22 protein-coding genes and 1 pseudogene are annotated in these 22,461 nt (G+C 72.5%); 11 read left to right on the forward strand and 12 right to left on the reverse strand.

Annotated features, from left to right (window positions below):
* Positions 1-24: 24 nt before the first annotated feature.
* From ACFVT2_RS27715 to ACFVT2_RS27725, 3 genes are read right to left on the reverse strand one after another with little or no spacing between them, the layout of a single operon-like run.
* Complete coding sequence (locus ACFVT2_RS27715; protein ID WP_390022212.1) at positions 25-1,023, reverse strand: alpha/beta hydrolase; 999 nt, start codon at positions 1,021-1,023, stop codon at positions 25-27.
* Positions 1,020-1,772: a glucose 1-dehydrogenase gene (locus ACFVT2_RS27720; RefSeq protein ID WP_390022214.1), complete on the reverse strand. Its 753-nt coding sequence runs from the start codon at positions 1,770-1,772 to the stop codon at positions 1,020-1,022. Before ACFVT2_RS27720 ends, ACFVT2_RS27715 begins: the two co-directional genes overlap by 4 nt.
* Complete coding sequence (locus ACFVT2_RS27725; RefSeq protein WP_390022215.1) at positions 1,769-2,896, reverse strand: LLM class flavin-dependent oxidoreductase; 1,128 nt, start codon at positions 2,894-2,896, stop codon at positions 1,769-1,771. Before ACFVT2_RS27725 ends, ACFVT2_RS27720 begins: the two co-directional genes overlap by 4 nt.
* 137 nt (positions 2,897-3,033) lie before the next feature.
* On the opposite strand from ACFVT2_RS27725, the gene ACFVT2_RS27730 reads away from it, so the two are divergent.
* The gene (locus ACFVT2_RS27730) at positions 3,034-3,687 is read left to right on the forward strand and encodes a PadR family transcriptional regulator (RefSeq protein ID WP_390022216.1); all 654 of its coding nucleotides are present in this window, start codon (positions 3,034-3,036) and stop codon (positions 3,685-3,687) included.
* Here ACFVT2_RS27730 and ACFVT2_RS27735 read toward each other — a convergent pair.
* The gene (locus ACFVT2_RS27735) at positions 3,570-4,187 is read right to left on the reverse strand and encodes a flavin reductase family protein (RefSeq protein WP_390022217.1); all 618 of its coding nucleotides are present in this window, start codon (positions 4,185-4,187) and stop codon (positions 3,570-3,572) included. The two genes, ACFVT2_RS27730 and ACFVT2_RS27735, sit on opposite strands and share 118 nt — an antisense overlap.
* A 156-nt stretch (positions 4,188-4,343) precedes the next feature.
* On the opposite strand from ACFVT2_RS27735, the gene ACFVT2_RS27740 reads away from it, so the two are divergent.
* Together ACFVT2_RS27740 and ACFVT2_RS27745 are read left to right on the forward strand one after the other, a co-directional pair.
* A complete protein-coding gene (locus ACFVT2_RS27740) occupies positions 4,344-5,990 on the forward strand; it encodes a FadD3 family acyl-CoA ligase (RefSeq protein WP_390022218.1) in 1,647 nt (548 codons plus the stop codon).
* Positions 5,987-7,057: an acyl-CoA dehydrogenase family protein gene (locus ACFVT2_RS27745; RefSeq protein ID WP_390022220.1), complete on the forward strand. Its 1,071-nt coding sequence runs from the start codon at positions 5,987-5,989 to the stop codon at positions 7,055-7,057. Before ACFVT2_RS27740 ends, ACFVT2_RS27745 begins: the two co-directional genes overlap by 4 nt.
* Positions 7,058-7,146: 89 nt before the next feature.
* Here the strand turns inward: ACFVT2_RS27745 and ACFVT2_RS27750 are convergent, their stop codons facing one another.
* From ACFVT2_RS27750 to ACFVT2_RS27760, 3 genes are all read right to left on the reverse strand, one after another.
* Positions 7,147-8,130 carry an acyl-CoA dehydrogenase family protein gene (locus ACFVT2_RS27750; RefSeq protein WP_390022221.1) on the reverse strand — a complete coding sequence of 328 codons (984 nt, stop codon included), beginning with the start codon at positions 8,128-8,130 and terminating at the stop codon, positions 7,147-7,149.
* Positions 8,131-8,191: 61 nt separating this feature from the next.
* On the reverse strand, positions 8,192-9,364 hold the full coding sequence (locus ACFVT2_RS27755) for an acyl-CoA dehydrogenase family protein (RefSeq protein WP_390022222.1): 1,173 nt from the start codon (positions 9,362-9,364) through the stop codon (positions 8,192-8,194).
* Positions 9,364-10,215, reverse strand: a complete 852-nt coding sequence (locus tag ACFVT2_RS27760) for an enoyl-CoA hydratase (RefSeq protein ID WP_390022224.1) — start codon at positions 10,213-10,215, stop codon at positions 9,364-9,366. The genes ACFVT2_RS27755 and ACFVT2_RS27760 overlap by 1 nt, the downstream gene beginning before the upstream one ends.
* 47 nt (positions 10,216-10,262) lie before the next feature.
* Here ACFVT2_RS27760 and ACFVT2_RS27765 point away from each other — a divergent pair, with 47 nt between their 5' ends.
* The 5 genes and pseudogenes from ACFVT2_RS27765 to ACFVT2_RS27785 form a co-directional block, all read left to right on the forward strand.
* Positions 10,263-11,447 (forward strand): acyl-CoA dehydrogenase family protein, encoded by a 1,185-nt coding sequence (locus ACFVT2_RS27765; protein WP_390022226.1) that lies wholly within the window; start codon positions 10,263-10,265, stop codon positions 11,445-11,447.
* The gene (locus ACFVT2_RS27770; protein WP_390022227.1) at positions 11,444-12,226 is read left to right on the forward strand and encodes an SDR family oxidoreductase; all 783 of its coding nucleotides are present in this window, start codon (positions 11,444-11,446) and stop codon (positions 12,224-12,226) included. The genes ACFVT2_RS27765 and ACFVT2_RS27770 overlap by 4 nt, the downstream gene beginning before the upstream one ends.
* A complete protein-coding gene (locus ACFVT2_RS27775; protein ID WP_390022228.1) occupies positions 12,219-12,803 on the forward strand; it encodes a TetR/AcrR family transcriptional regulator in 585 nt (194 codons plus the stop codon). Before ACFVT2_RS27770 ends, ACFVT2_RS27775 begins: the two co-directional genes overlap by 8 nt.
* 36 nt (positions 12,804-12,839) lie before the next feature.
* On the forward strand, positions 12,840-13,997 hold the full coding sequence (locus ACFVT2_RS27780) for an acetyl-CoA C-acetyltransferase (protein ID WP_390022229.1): 1,158 nt from the start codon (positions 12,840-12,842) through the stop codon (positions 13,995-13,997).
* Between the two features lie 74 nt (positions 13,998-14,071).
* Positions 14,072-14,332 (forward strand): annotated as a pseudogene (locus tag ACFVT2_RS27785) (SDR family NAD(P)-dependent oxidoreductase); the annotation flags it as partial.
* Positions 14,333-14,735: 403 nt separating this feature from the next.
* Here ACFVT2_RS27785 and ACFVT2_RS27790 read toward each other — a convergent pair.
* The 5 genes from ACFVT2_RS27790 to ACFVT2_RS27810 all read right to left on the reverse strand — a co-directional run bounded on the left by ACFVT2_RS27790 (position 14,736) and on the right by ACFVT2_RS27810 (position 19,199).
* Positions 14,736-15,662 (reverse strand): tyrosine-protein phosphatase, encoded by a 927-nt coding sequence (locus tag ACFVT2_RS27790; protein WP_390022231.1) that lies wholly within the window; start codon positions 15,660-15,662, stop codon positions 14,736-14,738.
* Between the two features lie 72 nt (positions 15,663-15,734).
* Positions 15,735-16,811 carry an NAD(P)H-dependent flavin oxidoreductase gene (locus tag ACFVT2_RS27795; RefSeq protein ID WP_390022245.1) on the reverse strand — a complete coding sequence of 359 codons (1,077 nt, stop codon included), beginning with the start codon at positions 16,809-16,811 and terminating at the stop codon, positions 15,735-15,737.
* 47 nt (positions 16,812-16,858) lie between these two features.
* Positions 16,859-17,587 (reverse strand): CoA-transferase subunit beta, encoded by a 729-nt coding sequence (locus tag ACFVT2_RS27800; protein ID WP_390022232.1) that lies wholly within the window; start codon positions 17,585-17,587, stop codon positions 16,859-16,861.
* On the reverse strand, positions 17,584-18,423 hold the full coding sequence (locus tag ACFVT2_RS27805) for a CoA transferase subunit A (RefSeq protein WP_390022233.1): 840 nt from the start codon (positions 18,421-18,423) through the stop codon (positions 17,584-17,586). The genes ACFVT2_RS27800 and ACFVT2_RS27805 overlap by 4 nt, the downstream gene beginning before the upstream one ends.
* A complete protein-coding gene (locus tag ACFVT2_RS27810) occupies positions 18,420-19,199 on the reverse strand; it encodes an enoyl-CoA hydratase family protein (protein ID WP_390022235.1) in 780 nt (259 codons plus the stop codon). The genes ACFVT2_RS27805 and ACFVT2_RS27810 overlap by 4 nt, the downstream gene beginning before the upstream one ends.
* A gap of 80 nt (positions 19,200-19,279) precedes the next feature.
* On the opposite strand from ACFVT2_RS27810, the gene ACFVT2_RS27815 reads away from it, so the two are divergent.
* The 3 genes from ACFVT2_RS27815 to ACFVT2_RS27825 all read left to right on the forward strand — a co-directional run bounded on the left by ACFVT2_RS27815 (position 19,280) and on the right by ACFVT2_RS27825 (position 22,208).
* Positions 19,280-20,068 (forward strand): SDR family oxidoreductase, encoded by a 789-nt coding sequence (locus ACFVT2_RS27815; protein WP_390022236.1) that lies wholly within the window; start codon positions 19,280-19,282, stop codon positions 20,066-20,068.
* 1 nt (position 20,069) lies between these two features.
* Complete coding sequence (locus tag ACFVT2_RS27820) at positions 20,070-20,981, forward strand: SDR family oxidoreductase (protein WP_390022238.1); 912 nt, start codon at positions 20,070-20,072, stop codon at positions 20,979-20,981.
* Between the two features lie 945 nt (positions 20,982-21,926).
* Positions 21,927-22,208, forward strand: a complete 282-nt coding sequence (locus ACFVT2_RS27825) for a peptidylprolyl isomerase (RefSeq protein ID WP_390022246.1) — start codon at positions 21,927-21,929, stop codon at positions 22,206-22,208.
* Positions 22,209-22,461: the final 253 nt, after the last annotated feature.

The raw sequence follows: 22,461 nt of genomic DNA on the forward strand, positions 1-22,461 counted from the left end.
GTCACCACCCTCGCCACCCGTCCCTCACCCGCTCGTCACGCCGCCGTCACGCAGGGTGCCGACCAGCCAGTTGCCGGCCGCCTCCAACGCGGCGTCCGCCGCCGGCAGCGTTCCCGCGGCGCCGAGGAACCCGTGGAAGGTGTCCGGGTACGCGTCCACCCGCACCGGGACGCCGGCGGCCCGCAGCGCCCGTCCGTAGGCGAGCCCTTCGTCCCGCAGCGGGTCGCACTCGGGCAGCACCAGCAGGGCGGGCGGCAGACCGGTCAGATCCGGGGCGAGGCCGGGCGCGGCGTACGGGTTGCCCCGGTCGCCGTCCGGGCCCAGGTACTGGTCCCAGTACCAGCGCATGTGGGCGGTGGTGTGGAAGAAGCCGGTGGCGTACGCGACGGCCGAGCGGCCCGCCAGGCGGTGGTCGAGGGCCGGGTAGACCAGCAGCTGGGCGGCGAGCGGCGGCCCGCCGCGGTCCCGGGTCAGCAGGGTGACCGCGGCGGCCAGGTTGCCCCCGCTGGAGTCGCCCGCGACCGCCACCCGGGCCGGGTCGCAGCCCAGCTCCGCCGCGTGCGCGAGGGCCCACCGGGTCGCCGCGTAGGCGTCCTCGGCGGCGGCCGGGAAGCGGTCCTCCGGGGCCCGGCGGTAGTCCACGGAGACCACCACCGCGTCGCAGCGCCGGGCGAGTTGGCGGCACAGCCCGTCGTGGGTGTCCAGGTCGCAGAGGACCCAGCCGCCGCCGTGGAAGAAGACGACCAGCGGGCGGGGGCCGGCGGCGGGGGCGTCCGGCCGGTAGACGCGCACCGGGAGGGCGGGGGCGCCGGGCGGGCCGGGGACGGTGCGGTCGGCCGCGGTAACCGTGCCGTCCCCGGGTTCGGGCCGCGCGGCCCGGGAGGCGCGGCGCAGCGCGGCGGCGTCCAACGGGCCGCGCGCCGGGTCGGGGAAGCCCGCGGACATCGCGTCCACGATCGCCCGCGCCCGGGGGGAGAGCGGGTCGGGGCCGCCGGCCGCGGGGCCGGGCGGGGCGTCGGTCATCGGGTGGTCAACCCCCCGTCCACCGCGAACTCCGCGCCGGTGATGTACGCGGACGCGTCGGACGCCAGGAAGCGGACCAGCTCCGCCACCTCGTCGGGGCGGCCGATGCGGCGCAGCGGCACCCTTGGCCACTCCTGTTCGCCGGGGGCCGGGCCCAGGGCGCCCGCCACCATCGGGGTGTCGATCATGCCCGGGTGGACGGAGTTGACCCGGATCCGGTCCGCGGCCAGGTCCAGCGCGGCGGACTTGGTGAGCCCGCGCAGCCCGAACTTGCTCGCCCCGTAGGCCGAGTGCCCCGGGATGCCCCGCAGTCCGGCGGTCGAGGAGATGTTGACGATCGAGCCGCCGCCCGCGCTCCGTAGTGCGGGGACGGCCGCCTGGATGCCCAGGAAGGGGCCGAGGAGGTTGACCCGCAGCAGGCGGTCGAAGTTCTCCTCGGTCTCCTGGTCGACCGGTGCGGTCCGCCACAGGGCGGCGTTGTTCACCAGGACGTCCAGCCGGCCGAAGGCGGTGGCCGCGGTGTCGACGACCGTCCGCCAGCCGTCCGCGTCGGTGACGTCGTGCCGGACGAACCGGGCCGCGTCGCCGAGTTCGGCGGCGAGCGCCCGGCCCTCCTCCTCGCGGACGTCGCCGAGCACCACCCGGGCGCCGGAGGCCACGAACAGGCGGGCCTCGGCCGCGCCCTGCCCGCGCCCGGCGCCGGTGATCACCGCGACCTTGCCGTCCAAGGACACTCCGTCGGCGGTCATGCCTGTCCCTCCAGGGCCCGGAAGTGCGGGATGACCGTCTCGCCCCAGTGCCGGATGGTCTCCATGCAGGCTTCCTGCGGCACGGTGCCCATCTGGATCAGGCACATCACCTCGTCCACCCCGATCTCCCGCAGCTGCTCGACGTAGGCGATGGCGTCCTGGGCGGTGCCGTAGGCGTGCTGGGCGTTGTAGGTGCCGGTGTCGACCGGGCGGGCCGGGATGTTGGCCTCGTGCAGTTTGGCGACCAGCTCCTGGCGGTCCTGTGCCAGCGCCGCCACGTGGTCGTCGTGCTCGTCGTGGACGGTGGGCGCCGGGCCGTTGCCGTACCAGTGGGCGATCGCCTCGGCGAAGAACCGCTGGCCGCGGGTGCCGAGGCGGTACGCGGCCGGGCCGTCGTCCAGCACGATCGTCGGGCAGAGCGCGGAGAAGTGGTCGTTGGTCTCGGTGGAGACCAGCCGGTCGCCGCCGCGGGTGGCGATCGCCTCGTCGTAGACCTTGCGCATGGTGCGCACGTCGTCGGCGCCGGCGAACCCCATCACCAGGGCGCCGATGCCCAGTTCGGCGGCGAGCTTGAGGGTGTCGTGCTTGCTGCACGCCATGAACAGCGGCGGGTGCGGGCCCTGCACGGGGCGCGGGAGGATCGCGCCGGGGCCGATGTCGAGCGTGCCGTGCCACTCGAAGGTCTCCTCCCGCCAGGCGTTGCTGAAGATCTGCAACGCCTCCTCCATCTGCGGGTAGGTGTCCTCGGGCCGGACCCCGTACATCGACATCTCCTGCTTGGTGGCGCCGCGTCCGGCGCCGATGTCCACGCGGCCGCCGGAGAGGACGTCGAGCATCGCGGCCCGTTCGGCTACCCGCACCGGGTGCTGGTAGCCGAACGGCATGGTGACCACGCCGTGGCCGATCCGGATCCGGGAGGTCCGGGCGGCGACCCAGGTGAGGAAGATCTCCGAGGCGCTCATGTGCGCGTACTGGCTCAGCGCGTGGTGCTCCACCGCCCAGATGCGGTCGAAGCCCATCTCCTCGGCGTAGACGGCCTGTTCGACGCAGTCGTGGATGACCTGGCGCTCCCGTTCGGGCGTCGGGTCGGCCAGCTGTGCCTCGAAGATCATCGAGAACTTCATGGAACTGCCTCCTGGTTCTGGAGGATGGGGAGACTATTTCTAATAGGAATATGTCTAGCAGGTATACGCGGTGAGAGGGAAGGGGGCCTGCGATGTCCCGTCAGGTGGGGGATCGGCTAGGCCGTAGACTGCGGAGCGTGACGGAGAAGAAGGCGCGCGGAGCGCAGGCCGGGGACGACGCGGAGCGCCCGGCGCTGCCGGCGACCAGCTGGGCGGTGCTCGGACTCCTCTCCTTCGGTGAGGAGTTGTCCGGTTACGACCTCAAGAAGTGGTCGGACTGGTCGCTGCGCTTCTTCTACTGGAGCCCGTCGTTCAGCCAGATCTACGGCGAGCTCAAGCGCCTGGAGAAGGTCGGCTACGTCAGTTCGCGGATGGTCGCCCAGGAGACCGGCAACCGCGACAAGCGGGTCTACGTCATCACCGACGAGGGCATGGCGGCGGTCCGCCGATGGGCGCGCGAGGCGCCCGTGGAGCCGCCGGTGCTCAAGCACGGCGTGATGCTGCGGCTCTGGCTGGGGCACCTGCTGGAGGCCGAGCAGATGCGCGAGGTGCTGGGTCGGCACCGGGAGTACGCCGAGACGATGCGGCAGCGCGCCGAGGCGGACGCCGCCGGCGCCCGCGCCGAGGCGGCCTGGGCCTACCCCTCGCTCGCGTTGAAGTGGTCGGAGCGGTACTACGCCTCCGAACGCGACCTGGCGGACGCGATGCTGGCCGATTTGGACGAGATGGTGGCCGCGGAGGCCGCCGACGCCGACGCCGCTCCCGGCGAAGACGGGCCCAAGCGCCCGTAGGTGCGCCGGAAGTAGAGCAGCGGGTCGGTCTCGCGCAGTCGCTCCGGGGGTGTCAGGGCGGTGACCCGGCCGAGCACGATCAGATGGTCGCCGCCGGGCAGTACGTCCGCCACCTCGCATTCGATGGTGGCGAGCGCCGCGGTCAGCAGCGGTGCGCCGTTGATACCGGAACGCCAGTCGACGCCGGTGAACTTGTCGCCGCCGGTGACCGCGAACTGCCGGCACAGCTCCTGCTGGTCGGCGGCGAGGACGTTGACCGCGAACCGTCCGACCGCGTTGATCTTCGGCCAGGTCGTGGACGTCCCGGCCGGGCAGAAGCACACCAGCGGCGGGTCCAGGGACACCGAGGAGAACGACTGGACGGCCATACCGGCCGGCCGTCCGTCGGGCTGGCTTGCGGTGATCACCGCCACGCCGGTGCAGAAGCGGCTGAGGGTGTCCCGCATCGCGGCGTCGTCGCACCGTGTGGCGGGAGTGGTGGGCGGGGTGTAGGTGGGCACGCGACCTCCCGAGTGGAGTTATTTTCTCTACTTGTTTCTACTAGGTATATGCCTAACCGAAACACTGTGATTGGATACCGGCCACGTCCACACGTCAAGTAGGCGGTACCGCACCGCACATCACCGCCACCTCCGAGCAAGGGAGCGGGAGGGCCGATGACCTGGGCACACCACACCACTCAAGGGCCGCCGCAGCCGGCGGCACCGGCCACCGTCGCACGACTCGCCGCCCACGCGGCCCGCGCCCACGGTGACCGTGAAGCGCTGTCCGACGGCGAAGTCCGTTGGACCTTCGCAGAGTTGGAGAAGGAGATCACCGCCGCGGCACGCGCCGCGATCGCCTACGGAGTACGGCACGGGGACCGGATCGCCGTCTGGGCCCCCAACAGCCGTCAGTGGATCACCGCCGTCCTCGGCGCGGTCTCCGTGGGCGCCGTCCTCGTACCCCTCAACACCCGCTACAAAGCGGCCGAGGCCGCCGACATCATCCGGCGCAGCGGCGCCACCGTGCTGTTCACCGCCCGCGGCTTCCTCGGCTGCGACTACGACGACCTGCTGCACGACTCCGGCGAGGACCTGGGGCGGCTCCGGGGCACCGTGCTGCTCCGCGACGACGGCCCGCCCCGGGAAGCGGAACGGCCCGGCACCCTCTCCTACGACACCTACCTCGCGGCCGGCCGGCGCACCGGCGATGCCGAACTGGCCGCGCGCACCGACGCCGTCGGCCCCGACGACCTGTCCGACATCCTCTTCACCTCCGGCACCACCGGCCGCCCCAAGGGCGTGCTCGCCACCCACGGCCAGACCATGCGGGTCTTCGACGCCTGGGCACGGCTGGTCACCCTGCGTGCCGGCGACCGCTACCTGCTGGTCAACCCCTTCTTCCACACCTTCGGCTACAAGGCCGGGATCCTCGCCTGCCTGCTGCGCGGCGCCACCATGCTGCCCGAACCGGTCTACGACGCCGACCGGATCCTGCGACGCACCGCCGACGAGCGGATCACCGTGCTGATGGGCCCGCCGACCGTCTTCCACGGCCTGCTCCACCACCCCGAACGCGCCCGGCACCGCCTCGACTCGCTGCGGCTGGCCGGCACCGGGGCCGCCCTCGTCCCCGCCGAACTCGTCGTACGGATCCGCGCGGAACTCGGGATCCCGGACGTCTTCACCGCCTACGGGCTGACCGAATCCGCCGGGGTCGTCGCCATCTGCCCGACCGACGCCGATGCCGAAACCCTCGCGCACACCGTCGGACTGCCGCTCCCCGGCACGGAGTTGCGGATCGTCGACCCGGCCAACCGACCCCTGCCACCCGGCGAACCGGGCGAGGTGGTGACCCGCGGCTACCACGTCATGCCAGGCTACCTCGACGACCCCGCCGCCACCGCCGCCGCCGTGGACCCCGACGGCTGGCTGCACACCGGCGACGTCGGCGTCCTCGACGACCGCGGCTTCCTCACCCTCACCGACCGCATCAAGGACATGTACGTCGTCGGCGGCTTCAACGCCTATCCGGCGGAGGTGGAACGGGTGCTGCGCGACCATCCGGCGATCGCCGACGTCGCCGTGGTCGGCGCCCCCGACGAGCGGCTCGGCGAGGTCGGGGTGGCGTTCGTCGTCCCCACCGAAGGCGCCGCGCCCGAACCGGGGGAGCTGACCGACTGGGCCCGCGCACGGCTCGCCAACTTCAAGGTGCCCCGGCACTACCACCTCGTACCGGAACTGCCCCGCAACGCCGGCGGCAAGATCCTCAAGGGCGAGCTGCGCCGGACGGCCAGCAACGAAGGGAGGAGCGGCGGATGAGACCGACCGACGAGCAGGAGGAACTACGGGCCGCGGTACGGCAGTTGCTGGCGCGGCAGTCCGGTCCGGACGCCTGGGGCCCGCTCACCGGGCAGATCGGCGCGGCCGGGCTGGCGGTGCCCGAGGAGTACGGCGGGGCCGGCTGCGGACCGCTCGAAGTCCATGTGGTGATGGAGGAGTTGGGGCGGGCGCTGGCGCCCGTGCCCTTCCTGGGGTCCGCGGTGCTGACCACCCAGGCCCTGCTCGCCTGCGGGGACACCGAACTGCTCCCGGGGCTCGCCGAGGGGGCCGCGGTGGGCGCACTGGCCTGGGCCGAGGACGGCTCCTGGGAGCCGGCCGCGGTCCGTGCCGCGGCCCACCGGACACCGGACGGCGGCTGGCGGCTGACCGGCGTCAAGGACCACGTACTGGACGGTGCGGACGCCGCGCTGCTGGTGGTGGCCGCCCGGACCGCCGCCGGGGTCTCGCTCTTCGACGTCCCGGTGGAAGGGCCCGGCGTCCGCCGGGAGCGACTGGTGCCGATGGACCCCACCCGTCCGCAGGCCCGGATCGTGCTGGACGGGGCCGCGGGCCGGCTGTTGGGCGCGGACGGTGACGGCGAACGGGCGCTGGCCCGGGTGCGGGACCTGGGGATCGTGGCGCTCGCCGCCGAACAGGTCGGGGCGGCCGAACGCTGCCTGGAACTGACCGTCGGCTACGCCCGGGAACGGGTCCAGTTCGGCCGCCCCATCGGCTCCTTCCAGGCCGTCAAGCACCGGCTGGCGGACGCCTACGTCCAGGTGGAGGCGGCCCGGTCGATCGCGCTGGGCGCCGCGTACGCCGCCGCCGACGGCGCGCCCGAGCTGCCCCGGTACGCCGCGGCCGCCAAGTCCGCCTGCGCGGAGGCGTTCTCGGCGGTGGCCGGGGAGACGATCCAACTGCACGGCGGGATCGGGATCACCTGGGAGCACGACGCCCACCGCTACTTCAAGCGGGCGCACGGCAGCGCCCAGCTCCTCGGCACGCCCGCCGCACACCGGCGACGCCTGGCCGCCGAGCTGGGACTGACAGACCGTCAAGTCGCTTGATTCACAAGGCGATGACGTAAGAGGAAGCAGGTGCGGTCCCGTGCCCCCGGAGGTGATCGGGGGGGCCGGGTCCGCGCGGTCCGCGGGGACTATCCGGCCAGGACCCGGGCCCGGCACTCGGCCGGCGTGCCCCAGGCGTCCCGCAGCGGGCGGGCCTTGCGGATCCACAGGGAGAGGTCCGGCTCGTCGGTGTAGCCGACCGCGCCGTGCAACTGGAGGGCGGTGCGCGCCGCGGCGTAGCCCGCCTCGCCGGCCGCCACCTTCGCCGCCGCCACCTCCGCGCCGGCCGACGGGGCGTCCGCGGCCAGCGCCAGGGCCGCAGCGTGCACCAGCGGCTGGGCGAACTCCAGCCCGATCAGGGCGTCCGCCAGCCGGTGCTTGACCGCCTGGAACGAACCGATCGCCCGCCCGAACTGGGTGCGTTGGCGCACATAGTCGACGGTCCCGGCCAGCAGCGCCCGGCCCAGCCCGAGCGCCTGGGCGGCGGTGAGCAGCCGGGCGAGGTCGGTGGCGTGCCCGGCCGCCGCGCTGACCGCCGGGCCGCGGGCGAGGACCGTGCCGCCGAGCGGGCGGGACAGCCGCCGGGCCGGGTCGAGGGCGGGTTGGACCGGGCCGTGGGTCTCGGTGCGGCACACCGTGTCGCCCCGGACCACCAGAACGGCGTCGGCGGCGTCCGCGTCCAGCGCGAACGGGGCGCCGTCCGCGCACAGGCTGATGACCGCGTCACCGGCGGAGATCCGCGGCAGCCAGGTGGCCGCCGCCTCGGCGTCCCCCAACCGGTGCAGGAAGACCGCCGCGGCGGCGGTCTCCACCAGCGGGCCCGGTACCGCATGACGCCCCAACTCCGTGAAGGCCACGGCGAGTTCGAGGGGGAGCGGACCCATCCCCTCGTACTCCTCGGGGACCGCGAGGGCGAACGCCCCGGTCTCCGCGAGCCGGGCCCACAGGTCGCGGCCGGGCTTGTGCTCCCCGGCGGCCCAGGCCCGAGCCGCGGCCGGAGTGCCGGCCGCGCCCAGCAGGGAATCCAGGGTGCGGGCGAACTCCCGTTGCTCATCGGTCAGCAGGAAGCGCATCGGCAGCGCCCTTCCGGGAGACCGGGACGGCCGGTGCCGGCCCGGTTCTTTCCGCGCTCCGTCATGCCCGGGCCTCCTTCGGCAGGCCGAGCAGCCGCTCGGCGACGATGTTGCGTTGGATCTCGTTGGTGCCCGCGTAGACGGGTCCGGCGAGGGAGAAGGTGTAGCCCTCGGCCCAACTGCCGTGTGCCGGGGCGTCGTCGGCGTCGTCGGCGAGTGCGCCGTAAGGACCGAGCAGGTCCAGCGCGGTCTCGTGGAGGGCGATGTCCAGCTCCGACCAGAAGATCTTGTTCAGGCTGGATTCCGCGCCGAGGTCGCCTCCGGCGGCGATCCGGGAGGCGTTGGCGTAGGTGAACAGCTGGTAGGCGCGGGCGCCGATCACCGCGTCGGCGACCCGGTCGCGCAGCGCGGTGTCGGCCGGGTCGGCGGTCTCCCGCCACAGCGCGGTGAGCCGTTCGGCGGCGGCGGTGAACCGGCCGGGGCTGCGCAGGGTCAGCCCGCGTTCGTTGCCGGCGGTGCTCATCGCCACCCGCCAGCCCTGGCCGGGCTCGCCGATGACGTCCGTGTCCGGGACGAAGACGTCGTCGAGGAAGAGCTCGGCGAAGGCCGGTTTGCCGTCCAGTCGGCCGATCGGACGCACCGTCACCCCGCGTGCGTCCAGCGGGAACATCAGATAGGTCAGGCCCTGGTGCGGTCGGGCGGTGCCCGGCTCGCTGCGGAACAGGCCGAACGCGCGGTCGGCGAAGGCGGCCCGGGACGACCAGGTCTTCTGGCCGCGGAGCAGCCAGCCGCCGTCGGTCCGTACCGCCGTCGAACGCAGCGCCGCCAGGTCCGAACCGGCCTCCGGCTCGGACCACGCCTGGGCCCAGATGACCTCACCGGTCGCCATCGGACCGAGGATGCGGGTGCGCTGCTCCGGTGTGCCGTGCTCGAAGAGGGTGGGGGAGAGGAGGTTGATGCCGTTCTGGCTGACCCGGCCCGGGGCGCCCGCGGCGTAGTACTCCTCCTCGAAGATTAGCCACTGGAAGAGGGTGGCGTCCCGGCCGCCGTGCTCGGCCGGCCAGGAGACCACCGACCAGTGGTCGGCGGCGAGTTGGTGCTCCCACGCGCGGTGTGCCGCGAACCCCTCGCGGGTCTCCAACGACGGCAGTGGCGTCGTGGGGACGTGCGCGGCGAGCCAGGCGCGGGCCTCGGCCCGGAACGCGGCGTCGGCGTCGCTGGCGTCCAGGTCCATCAGGAACCGGCCTCCTTCATCTTCTTGATGTCCATCCCGCCCAGTGAGTCCCGGGCGGTCTCGGCGTTGTGGGCGTGTGCGAGGTGGTGCAGGCCGAAGACCGAGTCCAGGCCGGTGTGCAGGCCCTGGAGGTCCTCTGCCTGGTTGACGGCGCGCTTGGTCAGCGCCAGGCCCATCCGCGGCATCTCGGCGATGTGCTCCGCCAACTCCCTTGTCCGGTCGGCGAGTTCGGCGCGGGGGACGATGCGGTTGACCATGCCCAGTTCGTACGCCCGCTGGGCCGGCATCCGGTCGCCGGTGTAGAGGAACTCCTTGGCGATCCGTGGCGGCATCACCCACGGGTGGGCGAAGTACTCCACGCCGGGGATCCCCATCCGGACGACCGGGTCGGCGAAGAAGGCGTCGTCGGCGGCGACGATCAGATCGCAGATCCAGGCGAGCATCAAACCGCCGGCCACACACGCTCCTTGGACGGAGGCGATCACCGGTTTGGGCAGTTCCCGCCAGCGCCGGCACATCCCCAGGTAGACCTCGGACTCGCGGGCGTAGCGGCTCTCCGCGCCGGTCTTGTCCGAGTGGTCCCACCACAGTCCGGCCCTGCGGTCGAACGGGAGGTGGGCGTCCCGGCCGGGGCTGCCGATGTCGTGGCCCGCGGAGAAGTGCCGGCCCTCGCCGGCCAGCACCACGACCTTGATCTCGTCGTCGTCCGCGGCGCGGTAGAAGGCGCGGTCCAGGGCGTAGGTCATCGCGGAGTTCTGGGCGTTGCGGTAGTCCGGGCGGTTCATCGTGACGGTGGCGACCGGGCCTTGACGGGCGTAGCGCACCACGGGCGTTTCTTCGCCGGCGGTCATCGGTGACCTCCTTCCCTAACAAGTGTTTGGTAGGTTAACGTACGGCCATGAGCAGCGTCGAGGCCCCCACCACCGTCGAGAGCTTCCGCACCGAGATCCGCGGGTGGCTGCGGGCCAACCTCACCGGGGAGTTCGCGGCCCTGCGCGGCCGAGGCGGCCCCGGCAGGGAACACGAGGCGTTCGCCGAACGCCTGGCCTGGGAACGGCATATGGCCGCCGCGGGCTGGACCTGCGTCGGCTGGCCGGTGGAGTACGGCGGGCGCGGGGCGACCCTGGAACAACAGGTCGCCTTCCACGAGGAGTACGCGCTCGCCGACGCCCCCGCCCGGGTCAACCACATCGGCGAGCAACTCCTCGGCCCCACCCTGATCGCCTTCGGCACCGACGCGCAGCGGGCCCGCTTCCTGCCGGAGATCGCCGCCGTCCGGGAGCTGTGGTGCCAGGGGTACAGCGAACCGGACGCCGGCTCGGACCTGGCGAACGTCCGGACCCGGGCGGCCTGGGACGAGGAGCGCGGCGACTGGGTCGTGGACGGGCAGAAGATCTGGACCTCACTCGCCCAGGACTCCCAGTGGTGCTTCGTCGTCGCCCGCACCGAACCGGGCTCCGTCCGGCACCGGGGCCTCTCCTACCTCCTCGTCCCGCTCGACCGGCCCGGCGTCGACATCCGGCCGATCACCCAGCTCACCGGCACCTCGGAGTTCAACGAGGTGTTCTTCGACGGGGCCCGCGCCCCGCACGTGGTGGGCGCACCGGGCGACGGCTGGCGGGTCGCGATGGCCACCCTCGGCTTCGAGCGCGGGGTCTCCACCCTCGGCCAACAGGTGGGATTCCGGCGGGAGTTGGAGACGCTGATGGAATTGGCGCGGTGGAACGGCGCGGCGGACGACCCACTGATCCGCGACCGGCTGGCGCGGGCCTGGATCGGCCTGGAAACCATCCGCTGCAACGCCCTGCGGATGCTGGAGGGCGTCGCCGCCGGCGCCCCCGGCCCCGAGGCGTCCATCGGGAAGATCTACTGGGCGACCTGGCACCGCGAGTTGGGCGAACTCGCCATGGACGTCTGCGGCGCGGGCGGCATGCTCACCGCCGGCGAGCCGTACGACCTCGACGACTGGCAACGGCTCTTCCTCTTCTCCCGCGCCGACACCCTCTACGCGGGCTCCAACGAGATCCAGCGGAACATCATCGCCGAGCGGGTGCTCGGCCTGCCGAAGGAGGCGAAGGCATGACGGCACCGTCCTACGTGCCCGGTCACGGTCTGCTCAAGGGGCGGACGGCGGTGATCACCGCCGCCGCCGGGGCGGGGATCGGGGGCGCCACCGCCCGCCGGTTCCTGGAGGAGGGCGCCCGGATCGTCATCGGCGACGCGCACGCCCGCCGGCTGGCGGAGAGCGCGGCCGCGCTGGCCGAGGAGTTCGGGGCCGACCGGGTCGCCGGACTGCCCTGCGACGTGACCGACGAGGCGCAGGTGGCGGCGTTGTACGCGCTCGCCGAGGAGCGGCACGGCCGGCTCGACATCGTGGTCAACAACGCCGGACTCGGCGGCACCGCCGACCTCGTCGACATGACCGACGACCAGTGGGCGAAGGTCATCGACGTCACCCTGGGCGGCACCTTCCGCTGCACCCGGGCCGCGCTGCGCCGGATGAAGGCCGCGGGCGCGGGCGGCGTGATCGTCAACAACGCCTCCGTCGTGGGCTGGCGCGCCCAGCGCGGCCAGGCGCACTACGCCGCCGCCAAGGCCGGGGTGATGGCGCTGACCCGCTGCGCCGCGATGGAGGCCGCCGAGTACGGAGTGCGGATCAACGCGGTCTCGCCCAGCCTGGCCATGCACCCGCACCTGGTGAAGGTCACCACCCCCGAACTGCTGGCCGAGCTGACGGCGAGGGAGGCGTTCGGCCGCTACGCCGAGCCGTGGGAGGTGGCCAACGTGATCGTCTTCCTGGCCGGTGACTACGCCTCCTACATGACCGGGGAGACCGTCTCGGTCAGCTCGCAGCATGCGTGAGGAGCGGCGCGGCGAACTCCTCGCCACCGCCGCCGAGGTGTTCGCCGCGCAGGGCTACAACGCGACCACCGTCCGGCAGATCGCGGACGCGGCCGGCATGCTCGCGGGCAGCCTCTACTACCACTTCGATTCCAAGGAATCGATGGTCGACGAGATCCTCACCGCCTTCCTGGACGAGCTGTGGGCCGGCTACGACGCGGTCCTGGCGGCCGGCCTCGGCCCGCGGGAGACCATCGAGGCGCTGGTCACCGAGTCGTTCCGGGAGATCGACCGGCACCGCGCCGCGGTCGCGATCTACCAGAAGGAGGCCCGGCACCTCGCCGACCGGCATCCGCGCTTCGGCTACCTCGCCGACGCCCGGCGCCGGTTCGCCCGGGCCTGGCTCGGCACGTTGGAGCGCGGGGTGGCCGACGGGGTCTTCCGCACCGATCTCGACATCCGGCTGACGTACCGGTTCGTCCGCGACACCGTCTGGGTCGCGGCCTCCTGGTACCGGCCGGGCGCACAGCACAGTCCCGAGGAGATCGCCCGCCAGTACCTCTCGATGGTCCTTGACGGCATCGCCTTGCGGGACTGACCGGTACATCCGCACAATCTGACCAAGGAGTTCATCATGTCCGAGGCGTACCTCGTCGATGCCGTCCGCACCCCGGTGGGGAAGAAGGGCGGCGGACTCTCCGCCGTCCACCCGGCCGACCTCGGCGCACACGTGCTGACCGCGCTGATGGGGCGCACCGGGATCGATCCGGCCGCGGTGGAGGACGCCGTCTTCGGCTGCCTGGACACGGTCGGGCCGCAGGCCGGGGACATCGCCCGGACCTGCTGGCTGGCCGCCGGGCTGCCGGAGGAGGTGCCCGGTGTCACCGTCGACCGGCAGTGCGGCTCCTCGCAGCAGGCCGTGCACTTCGCCGCCCAGGGGGTGCTGTCCGGCACCCAGGACCTGGTCGTGGCGGGCGGGGTGCAGAACATGTCGCAGATCCCGATCGCCTTCGCCAGCCGCCAGGCCGCCGAGCCGCTGGGGCTCACCCAGGGCCCGTACGCCGGTTCCGAGGGCTGGCGGGCCCGCTATGGCGACCAGCCCGTCAACCAGTTCCACGGCGCCGAACTGATCGCCACCAAGTGGGACATCTCCCGCCAGGACATGGAGGAGTTCGCGCTCCGCTCCCATCAGCGGGCGATCCGGGCCATCGACGAGGGCCGCTTCGACCGGGAGATCGTCGCGTACGGGGAGGTCACCACCGACGAGGGGCCGCGCCGGAACACCTCGCTGGAGAAGATGGCGGGCCTCGCGCCGGTGGTGGAGGGCGGCCGACTGACCGCCGCGGTCTCCTCGCAGGTCTCCGACGGGGCCGCCGCGATGCTGCTGGCCTCCGAGCGGGCGGTGGCCGAGCACGGCCTGACCCCGCGCGCCCGGATCCACCACCTCTCGGTCCGTGCCGAGGACCCGATCCGGATGCTGTCCGCACCGATCCCGGCCACCGCGTACGCGCTGAAGAAGGCCGGGATGACGATCGACGACATCGACCTGGTCGAGATCAACGAGGCGTTCGCGCCGGTGGTGCTGGCCTGGCTGAAGGAGACCGGCGCCGATCCGGAGCGGGTCAACGTCAACGGCGGCGCCATCGCGCTCGGCCACCCGCTGGGTGCGACCGGGGTCCGGCTGATGACCACGCTGCTGAACGAACTGGAGCGCACCGGCGGCCGGTTCGGCCTCCAGACCATGTGCGAGGGCGGCGGACAGGCCAACGTCACCATCATCGAACGCCTCTGAGAGCGGTTCGGCGTCACCCCGGTGACCTGGGCCGTCAGCCTGCTCAGGCTGCGGAACACGGTCAAGGAGTGAACATGGGAAACCTCAGTGGGAAGGTCACGCTGGTCACCGGCAGCAGCCGGGGCATCGGGCGGGGCATCGCCGAACGCCTGGCCCGGGCCGGTGCTCTGGTAGCCGTGCACTACGGCAGAAACGAGGCGGCGGCCAAGGAGACCGCCGCGGCCATCGCCGAGGCCGGTGGCCGGGCGTTCATCGTGGGCGCCGAACTGGGCGTTCCCGACGACGTGGACACGCTCATGGCCGGACTGCGCGCGCACGGAACCAAGATCGACGTCACCGGCGGCGTCAACCTGTAGCAACCCCAACGTGAAGGCCGTACCCGGGTCTGGGGAACACCCGCATGGGTACCGTCCGCCTGCCGGAACCGTTCGACCTCGACCTCGACCTGGACCTCGACCTGGACGCCAGCGCCCTCCGCTTCACCTCGGTGGCGAGCCTGCGGAGGACCGTCGACGCGTACGCCCTGGCCGATCAGCTGAACCTGGACGGGTCGGCGCTCGCTGAACGCTCCCAAGCGGCCGAAGACCCGCACCACCCACTGATCCATCACGGCTGGGAGATGGTCATGGCAAGCTCCTGCGTTTTCCTGCACTTCCTGCGCTTTCCTGCAATGGAATGCGGGAAGGCGCGAGTTCATGGAGGGGCGCCGGGCTGCCGCCCGGCGGGTCGCGGTCCGGGTCAGCGCAGTAGTTGTGCGCGGATCCGGGCCGTCGTTCGGGCGTCCACGCCCAGTCCGGCGGTGAGGTAGCGCGGGATGCTGCCGTAGGTCCGGTGCAGTCGGTCGAGTCCGGCCGTCAGATAGCCGGTGCGCACCTCCTGGAGCGGGATCAGCAGGTCCGGGTCCTGCATCAGCCCGGCCTGTTTGAGCTGTGCGCGCACCGCGGCGTCGGCGTCGTGGCGCAGGGCGTTGGAGAGCAGGTAGTCCTGGGCGGCGGTGGCGTGCGGGACGCCGAGCAGGCGCAGTAGGAGGTAGCTCAGCCAGCCGGTGCGGTCCTTGCCCGAGGTGCAGTGGAAGAGCAGCGGCAGCCGGTCGCCGTCCGCGATCCGGGTGAGCATCGCGCCGAAGGCGGTGCGGTTGGCGGCGCTGGTGACGAATGTTGGGTACATGTCACGCATCAGGGTCTCTGCCTTGCCGTCGCCCAGCCGACGCTGCTGCTCGACCGGGTCCTTGGTGGCGATGGCCGCCTGCATCGCGGCGAACAGTCCGGTGTCGTCGATCGGCAGCGACGTCACCGTCAGACCGGCGGGCAGGCGGTCCGCACCGTCGAACGAGACCTCCGAGGCCACCCGCATGTCGATGGCCGTATGCAGCCCGAGGCGGCCGAGCGCGGTCACGTCCTCCGGGGTCAGCTTGGCGAGCGCGTCGGAGCGGAACAGCCGGCCGTACCGCAGCTGCTTTCCGTCCTCGGTCCGGTAGCCGCCCAGATCACGGCAGTTGACCGCACCGTGCAGCGGGACCCGGCGGTCGGGCGGCGGGGTGCTCCGCGGGGTACGTGGGGTGGTGGCGGCAGCGGCGGTGGCTCCGCAGCCGGCGGCGGTGAGCCCGCCGAGGGTGAGCGCGGAGCCGAAGAGCAGGGTGGTGACGCGTCGTCGGGAGGGGTACACGCGGCAGCTCCTGTGGGAGGGGGAAGGGGCCCGGGGTGCGGGCCGGTGCCGGTCCGCACCCCGGGCGGTGGGTCAGCGGGGGAGGCCCGCCAGCGACCGGTGCGCCTCGGCCATGATCCGGTCGACCAGTTCGGCGCACGACGGAAGGTCCTCGATCACCCCGGCGACCTGCCCGGAGGCCATCACGCCGAGGTCGGTGCGGCCGTCCACCATCGATGCCTTCAGCAGCATCGGGGTGTTGGCCGCCAGCAGGATCTGACTCCAGGTCAGATCCTTGCCGTGCTTCATCGCCAGCCCGTCGCGGACCATCTGGGCCCAACTCAGGCCGGACAGTTTCCGGAACGACGCGGCGTGCTGCACCGCCTTGAGCAGCGCGGTGCTGCGCCCGGACCGTTCCAGGGCCTCGACCAGTTCGCTGCGGAGCATCCGGTGCGGCAGCCCGTCGACCTTCGTGGTGACGGTGACGTCCTTGACCGCCGCCTCCAGGTAGCGCGCCTGGACGGCCGGCGGCACGGTGCTGTCCGAGGTCAACAGGAAGCGGGTGCCCATGGCGATCCCGGCCGCCCCGTAGGCGAGCGCGGCGACCAGGCCCCGGCCGTCGAAGAAGCCGCCGGCGGCGATCACCGGGATGTCCACCGCGTCCACGACCTGGGGGAGCAGCACGGTGGTGGCGACGTTCCCGGTGTGGCCGCCGCCCTCGCCGCCCTGGACGACGACCGCGTCGGCGCCCCAGGCCGCGACCTTCTCGGCGTGCCGCCGGGCCCCGATGGACGGGATGACCACCACCCCGGCGTCCTTGAGTCGGGCGATCAGCTCCCGCGAGGGCGCCAGTGCGAAGGAGGCGACCCGGACGCCCTCGTCGGCGATGATCCGTACGCGCTCGGCGGCGTCGCCGGCGTCCGCCCGCAGATTGACGCCGAACGGCTGGTCCGTGCGGGACCTGACCTCGCGGACCGCGGCCCGCAGCTGGTCGGGCGTCATGGTGGCGGAGGCCAGGATGCCCAGCGCACCGGCGTTGGCGGCGGCGGACACCAGGCGGGGGCCGGCCACCCAGCCCATCCCGGTCTGCACGATCGGGTGCCGCACCCCGACCAGCTTGGTCAGCCGGGTGGCGAGGACCGGGGCGTCGGCCGTGAGGGGGGCGTCGATGGGGGCGTCGTCCGTGACGGGGCCGGTGGCCGGGGTGCGGTCGGTGCTCACGCCGGCACCTCGCGGTCGCGCAGCCCCTTCGGATCGATCACCTCGCGGATCAGCCGCAGCTCCTCGGCGGTGGGTTCCCGGGTGTACGGGACCTCGTCGGGGCGGGCCAGCGGGAAGCCGGTGGCCTCCTGCACCTCCGCGGCGGTGACGCCCGGGTGCAGCGAGACCAGCCGCATGGCGTGGTCCGGGGTGGCGAAGTCGAAGACGCCCAGATTGCTGACCACCCGCGGGATGCGGTGGTAGCGGGTGGCGGACGGCCCGGCGGCGGCCGCGTTGTCGTAGCCGACCCCGCAGACCATGTCGACCTGCTCGACGAAGACCCGCCGGGAGTGCTTGGGAACCCAGTAACTCGTCGGGTTGTTCAGGGTGTTGACGGGGGCGCCGCGGACGCCGAGGAGCTGCCGGGTGGGCCGCTCCCAGTCACCGATGCAGGAGATGTTCTGGTTGCCGAACCGGTCGAGCTGACTGGCGCCCATCATCACGTGCCGCTTGCCGCCGGTGACCATGGCCAGGTGCTGGCGGTAGGGGAGCCAGCCCTCGGGCCGCCCGTCGAGGCCCACCAGCAGCGCCTCGCCGTCGGTGAGCAGCAGGTCGGGGGAGAAGGTCCGCTTGGCGAGCCGGGCGCCGATGGACGGGACGGCGCCCATCGGGCTGGCGAGCACCTCGCCGTTGCCGCGCCAGGCGTCGGCGCAGGCGAGCACGGAGTATTCGGCGCGGCTGGTCATCGGTTCTCCTCGTGCCAGGTCTGGACGGCCGACTGGTAGCTCTTCTCGTCCCCGTGCAGGAACCGTGCGGCGAACTCCGGCCAGGGCGTGGTCGCGTAGAGCTTCTGGAACGCCTCGTCCCGGTCGTAGTCCGGGGTGCAGGAGGTGAAGTGCGCGCCGTTCGGCGTCGCCACGACGCCGGTGACCGCGTGCCGCTTGACCAGCAGGGTCTGCGGGACGGCGGATCCGAAGTCGTCCACCAGCTCCTCGCAGGAGAGGTAGGCGTGGTCCGCCGCCTCGCAGAACAGGTCGTCGAAGTACGGGTCGGGACCCAGGTACTGGCCGTTGCCGAGCCGGTCGGCGCGGTTGAGGTGGACCAGTGCCGCGTCCATCCGCAGTGCCGGCATCGCGACGAAGGTCTCGCCGTCCTCGTACGGCGAGGTGACCGTCCTCAGGTCGGGGTTGACCCGCATCACGTCCGAGCCCAGGCCGGCCCGGACCGGGAGGAAGGGCAGCCGGTTGGCGGCCGCCTGCAACCCCCACATGAACATCGCCTCGTCGACCTCGCTCAGCTCGAACCCGCCGGCCTGTCGGGCCGCGCGGAAGTGCGGCTCCAGGGGGATCGAGTCGAGGGTGACGAACGCGGTGATCAGCTTGCGGATCTTCCCGGCGGCGGCGAGCAGTCCCACGTCCGGTCCGCCGTAGGAGACCACGGTCAGGTCGGTGACGTCGGACCGGAGCAACGCCCGGACCAGCGCCATCGGCTTGCGGCGGGAGCCCCAGCCGCCGATGCCCAGGGTCATCCCGCTGTGCAGCCGCGCGACGACGTCCTCGGGGGTCATGGTCTTGTCGGTCACGATCGGTCCTCCTCGTCCTTGTGGGGCCGGTCCGTGCCGAAGGCGTCACGGACCCGGTCCGCGACCCCGCTGAGGTTGGCCTCGAAGGTGAAGCCCTGCTCGAAGCGGTAGCTACGGCGTACGTCGACCGGGTCGATGCCGTTGATGGCGGCCTTGGCGAGCCGGATGAGGTAGCCGTCCTTACGGGCGATCTCCCGGGCCAACTCCATTGCCGCGTCGTGCAGTTCGTCGCGCGGCACCACCTTCCAGACCGAGCCGTGCGCCTGTAGTTCGTGGGCGGTGGCGGTCCGCGAGGTGTAGTACAGCGCCCGCATCAGGTGCTGGGGGACCAGGCGGGCCAGATGGGTGGCGGCGCCCAGCGCGCCCCGGTCCAGTTCGGGCAGGCCGAAGGTCGCGTCGTGGCTGGCCACGATCGCGTCGGCGTTGCCCACCAGGCCGATCCCGCCGCCCAGGCAGAAGCCGTGCACGGCGGCGACCACCGGCACTTCGCACTCGTAGACCGCGGCGAACGCCTCGGCACAGCCACGGTTGGCGCCGATCAGCGCCCCGTGGCCGCCGGCCGCGGTGTCCCGCTGCATCTCCTTGATGTCGACGCCGGCGTTGAATCCGCGGCCCTGTGCGGTGAGCACCACACAGCGGACGTCGGGGTCGCGGCCGGCGGCCCGTACGGCGTCGGCGAGGTCGTACCAGCCCTGTACGGGCAGCGCGTTGACCGGGGGGAAGTCCACGGTGACGACCGCGACGCCCTGGTCGGGTGCGGAGGTGGAGACACCCATGAGCAGATCAGCTACCTTTCCACCAAGCGTTTGTTAGGTAGCGAAGTTAGCAGCGGATCGCCCGCTGCGGGAGGTACCAGTTGCCCCTGAACCTCGATCTGACCGGACGGGTCGCCGTCGTCACCGGCGGTACCCGGGGCGTTGGCGCCGGGATCGCCCGGGCCTTCCTCCAGGCCGGCGCGGAGGTCGTCGTGTGCGCCCGGCGGCCACCGGACACCCCGGTCACGGCGGACGGCCGCACGGCCCGGTTCCGCCCCCTCGACCTGCGCGAACCGGACGTCGTCCGGGAGTTCTTCCACACCGTCGCCGCCGACCACGGCCGCCTGGACTGCCTGGTCAACAACGCCGGCGGCTCTCCTTACCGGCTGCTCGGCGAGACCGCCGCGGAACGCCACGCCCGAGTCGTCGAGCTCAACCTGATCGCCCCGATGACCGCCTCGCTCGCCGCGTACGACGTGATGCGCGGCCAGCCGGACGGCGGCTCGATGATCATGATCGGCAGCGTCAGCGGCACCCGCCCCTCACCCGGCACCGCCGCCTACGGCGCCGCCAAGGCCGGCCTGGACAACCTCGCCCGCTCGATGGCCGTCGAATGGGCGCCCCACGTCCGGGTCAACACCCTCGTCCTCGGCATGGTGCGGACCGAACTCTCCGCGCTGCACTACGGGGACGAGGCGGGCGTCGCCGCGGTCGGCGCGACCGTCCCGCTCGGCCGGCTCGCCGAACCCACCGAGATCGGCGACGCCTGCGTCTTCCTCGCCTCCGGCCGCGCCGGCTACGTCAGCGGCGCCAGCCTGCTCGTCCATGGCGGTGGGGAACGCCCCGCCTTCCTCGACGCCGCCACCGCCAACCACCCCAAGGAGTCATGAGATGACCGGAATCTGCACCGGACGCGTCGCCGCCGTCACCGGGGCCGGCCGGGGCCTGGGCCGCGCCCACGCCCTCGCGTTGGCGGCCGAGGGGGCCGCCGTGGTGGTCAACGACCTCGGGGTCGCGGCCGACGGCGCCGGCGCCTCCGCCGGCCCCGCCCAGCAGGTCGTCGAGGAGATCCGGGCACACGGCGGCCGGGCCGTCGCGCACACCGGCGACATCACCACCGACGACGGCGCCGGCTCCCTCGTCGCCACCGCCCTGGACGCCTTCGGCCGCCTGGACGCCCTGGTGAACAACGCCGGGTTCCTGCGCGACCGGATGCTGGTCAACCTCGACGAGGACGACTGGGACGCGGTGATGCGGGTCCACCTCAAGGGCCACTTCCTGCCGCTCAAGCACGCCGCCGCACACTGGCGGGCCGAGGTCAAGGCCGGGCGCACCCCCGACGCCCGGGTGATCAACACCAGTTCGGGCGCCGGCCTACTGGGCAGCGTCGGCCAGGGCAACTACTCCGCGGCCAAGGCCGGCATCCTCGGCCTCACCCTCGTCGCCGCCGCCGAACTGGGCCGCTACGGCGTCCAGGCCAACGCCATCGCCCCGGCGGCCCGTACCCGGATGACTGAGCAGACCTTCGCCGAGACCATGGCGACGCCCGCGGAAGGCGTCTTCGACGCCATGGCCCCTGAGAACGTCTCCCCCCTGGTCGTCTGGCTGGCCTCCGCCGACAGCACCGGCGTGACCGGCCGGGTCTTCGAAGCCGAAGGCGGCCGGATCACCGTGATGGAGGGCTGGCGGCCGGGCCCCACCACCGACCAAGGCGCCCGCTGGGCTCCGGCGAAGGTGGGCCCGGCCGTCCGCGACCTGCTGACCGCTGCGGAGCCGGCGCAGCCGGTGTACGGGGCGCGGTAGCGGCGCGTTTCCTTCGCCTCCCACACTTTTGACTTCCCGAAGCTCATCACGACCACTGCTGTGCTGGGCCTGAGAGAGCCCCGTCCGGAGAGGGCCAGGACGGGGCTGCTCGGGGACGCTACGGAGCCACCGCATCACGTCGTCCGACGCCAGGCCGGCGCCCAGGGTGGTGCCCTTGCGGGTCTCGATGTCTGCACTGTCGTACGCGCGCCGGTCACCTGCCGCGTTCTCCGGGTCTGCCGGCGCGACGACTCCGGAGTTGCCGAGCCGCCGCAGCGTGGCGTCCACCTGCCGGGCTTGTTCCGCATTCATGTCCGCACCCTTCCAGCCGCTGAGACTCCCTCGCTGACTTCCGTCGCGGTCGGCTATCCAACAAATTCGGATCCCTGCGACACAAAAGGGCTCCATTTGTCGGTGTCCCGCGTTCCGTGGAAACACTTCAATTAGCCATGCGAATAGCCATGCGGAAGTCCCCTACCTGTCGATCAAATGAAGGGGGAAGGGGGGAAGGAGGGAATGGGGGCGCGCCCCCCGGGGATCCCGTGAACGCTCGCAGCGATTGAATAGGACGCCGGCATGGCGGCCATGGACCTGGTGGAGCGGGTTGGCGATGCATGGGATCGCGGGGCTGATCACGCACGGCAAGTGCTGATCTCGTCGGCTGTACTACGGATGTACCCCGGACTCCCCGGAACCGTGGGATCCGAGGTGCACCCGCTCCAGGCCGCGGAAGTAGCGGCCCTGTACCGACAACAGCGGAAGGCCCCCTGTCTGGTGGGCCATGGCGTGATCGCCTGTGAGATAGTGCAGCCTGACTTACGGAAGCCGCTTACGGAAGCCCGAAGGGACTTGTGGCGAGTTGGGGCAGTGATTGCTACCACCTCGAAGACCCTTAGGCGCATAATCTTTGGCGGCGTTGATGTCTACTCGAAAGGGCGTAACAAAATGGCCAGGGCAACTGCACGTCACATCTTGGTCCCCAGCGAGGAAAAAGCGTCGGAGCTGAAGGCCCAGATTGAGGCCGGAGCGGATTTCGCAGAGGTCGCAAAGGCTCACTCCACGTGCCCCTCGGGTCGTCAAGGCGGCGACCTCGGATCGTTTGGTCCGGGACAGATGGTCAAGGAATTCGACACGGTCGTCTTCTCGGCCCCGATCGGCACGGTCCAGGGACCGGTGAAGACCCAGTTCGGGTTCCACCTCATCGAGGTTTCCAGCCGACAGGACTGATGCGATGCGCCGGGCTGCGTCGTGAGGCGTGGCCCGGCCCGGCGCTGCGCTTGGCTGGCTTCCCACGTTGTCGGCCGTCCCGCCGTGGGGGTTGCTGTTTTTGCGCCTGGCGGCGCGGGCGTTGCCGTTGCGCGGCGGCGTTTCGCCTGCGGCGGGTGGGTCCGCTGCGCGGGGCGGGGTCCGCTGCGCGGGCTGTTCGGCCGCGGTGTCGGGGCTGTGGGGCTGGGGTGTGTCGGACTGCTTCGCTTTACGT

The organism is Streptomyces sp. NPDC058000, assembly GCF_042886435.1.
In the GTDB taxonomy this organism is placed as follows: Bacteria; Actinomycetota; Actinomycetes; order Streptomycetales; family Streptomycetaceae; genus Streptomyces.

What these genes read in the sequence shown, in the direction of transcription:
- ACFVT2_RS27715 (WP_390022212.1), bottom strand. Translation starts at nt 1,023, where the DNA reads ATGACCGACGCCCCGCCCGGCCCCGCGGCCGGCGGCCCCGACCCGCTC.
- ACFVT2_RS27720 (WP_390022214.1), bottom strand. Translation starts at nt 1,772, where the DNA reads ATGACCGCCGACGGAGTGTCCTTGGACGGCAAGGTCGCGGTGATCACC.
- ACFVT2_RS27725 (WP_390022215.1), bottom strand. Translation starts at nt 2,896, where the DNA reads ATGAAGTTCTCGATGATCTTCGAGGCACAGCTGGCCGACCCGACGCCC.
- ACFVT2_RS27740 (WP_390022218.1), top strand. Translation starts at nt 4,344, where the DNA reads ATGACCTGGGCACACCACACCACTCAAGGGCCGCCGCAGCCGGCGGCA.
- ACFVT2_RS27745 (WP_390022220.1), top strand. Translation starts at nt 5,987, where the DNA reads ATGAGACCGACCGACGAGCAGGAGGAACTACGGGCCGCGGTACGGCAG.
- ACFVT2_RS27750 (WP_390022221.1), bottom strand. Translation starts at nt 8,130, where the DNA reads ATGCGCTTCCTGCTGACCGATGAGCAACGGGAGTTCGCCCGCACCCTG.
- ACFVT2_RS27755 (WP_390022222.1), bottom strand. Translation starts at nt 9,364, where the DNA reads ATGGACCTGGACGCCAGCGACGCCGACGCCGCGTTCCGGGCCGAGGCC.
- ACFVT2_RS27760 (WP_390022224.1), bottom strand. Translation starts at nt 10,215, where the DNA reads ATGACCGCCGGCGAAGAAACGCCCGTGGTGCGCTACGCCCGTCAAGGC.
- ACFVT2_RS27765 (WP_390022226.1), top strand. Translation starts at nt 10,263, where the DNA reads ATGAGCAGCGTCGAGGCCCCCACCACCGTCGAGAGCTTCCGCACCGAG.
- ACFVT2_RS27770 (WP_390022227.1), top strand. Translation starts at nt 11,444, where the DNA reads ATGACGGCACCGTCCTACGTGCCCGGTCACGGTCTGCTCAAGGGGCGG.
- ACFVT2_RS27775 (WP_390022228.1), top strand. Translation starts at nt 12,219, where the DNA reads ATGCGTGAGGAGCGGCGCGGCGAACTCCTCGCCACCGCCGCCGAGGTG.
- ACFVT2_RS27780 (WP_390022229.1), top strand. Translation starts at nt 12,840, where the DNA reads ATGTCCGAGGCGTACCTCGTCGATGCCGTCCGCACCCCGGTGGGGAAG.
- ACFVT2_RS27800 (WP_390022232.1), bottom strand. Translation starts at nt 17,587, where the DNA reads ATGACCAGCCGCGCCGAATACTCCGTGCTCGCCTGCGCCGACGCCTGG.
- ACFVT2_RS27810 (WP_390022235.1), bottom strand. Translation starts at nt 19,199, where the DNA reads ATGGGTGTCTCCACCTCCGCACCCGACCAGGGCGTCGCGGTCGTCACC.
- ACFVT2_RS27820 (WP_390022238.1), top strand. Translation starts at nt 20,070, where the DNA reads ATGACCGGAATCTGCACCGGACGCGTCGCCGCCGTCACCGGGGCCGGC.
- ACFVT2_RS27825 (WP_390022246.1), top strand. Translation starts at nt 21,927, where the DNA reads ATGGCCAGGGCAACTGCACGTCACATCTTGGTCCCCAGCGAGGAAAAA.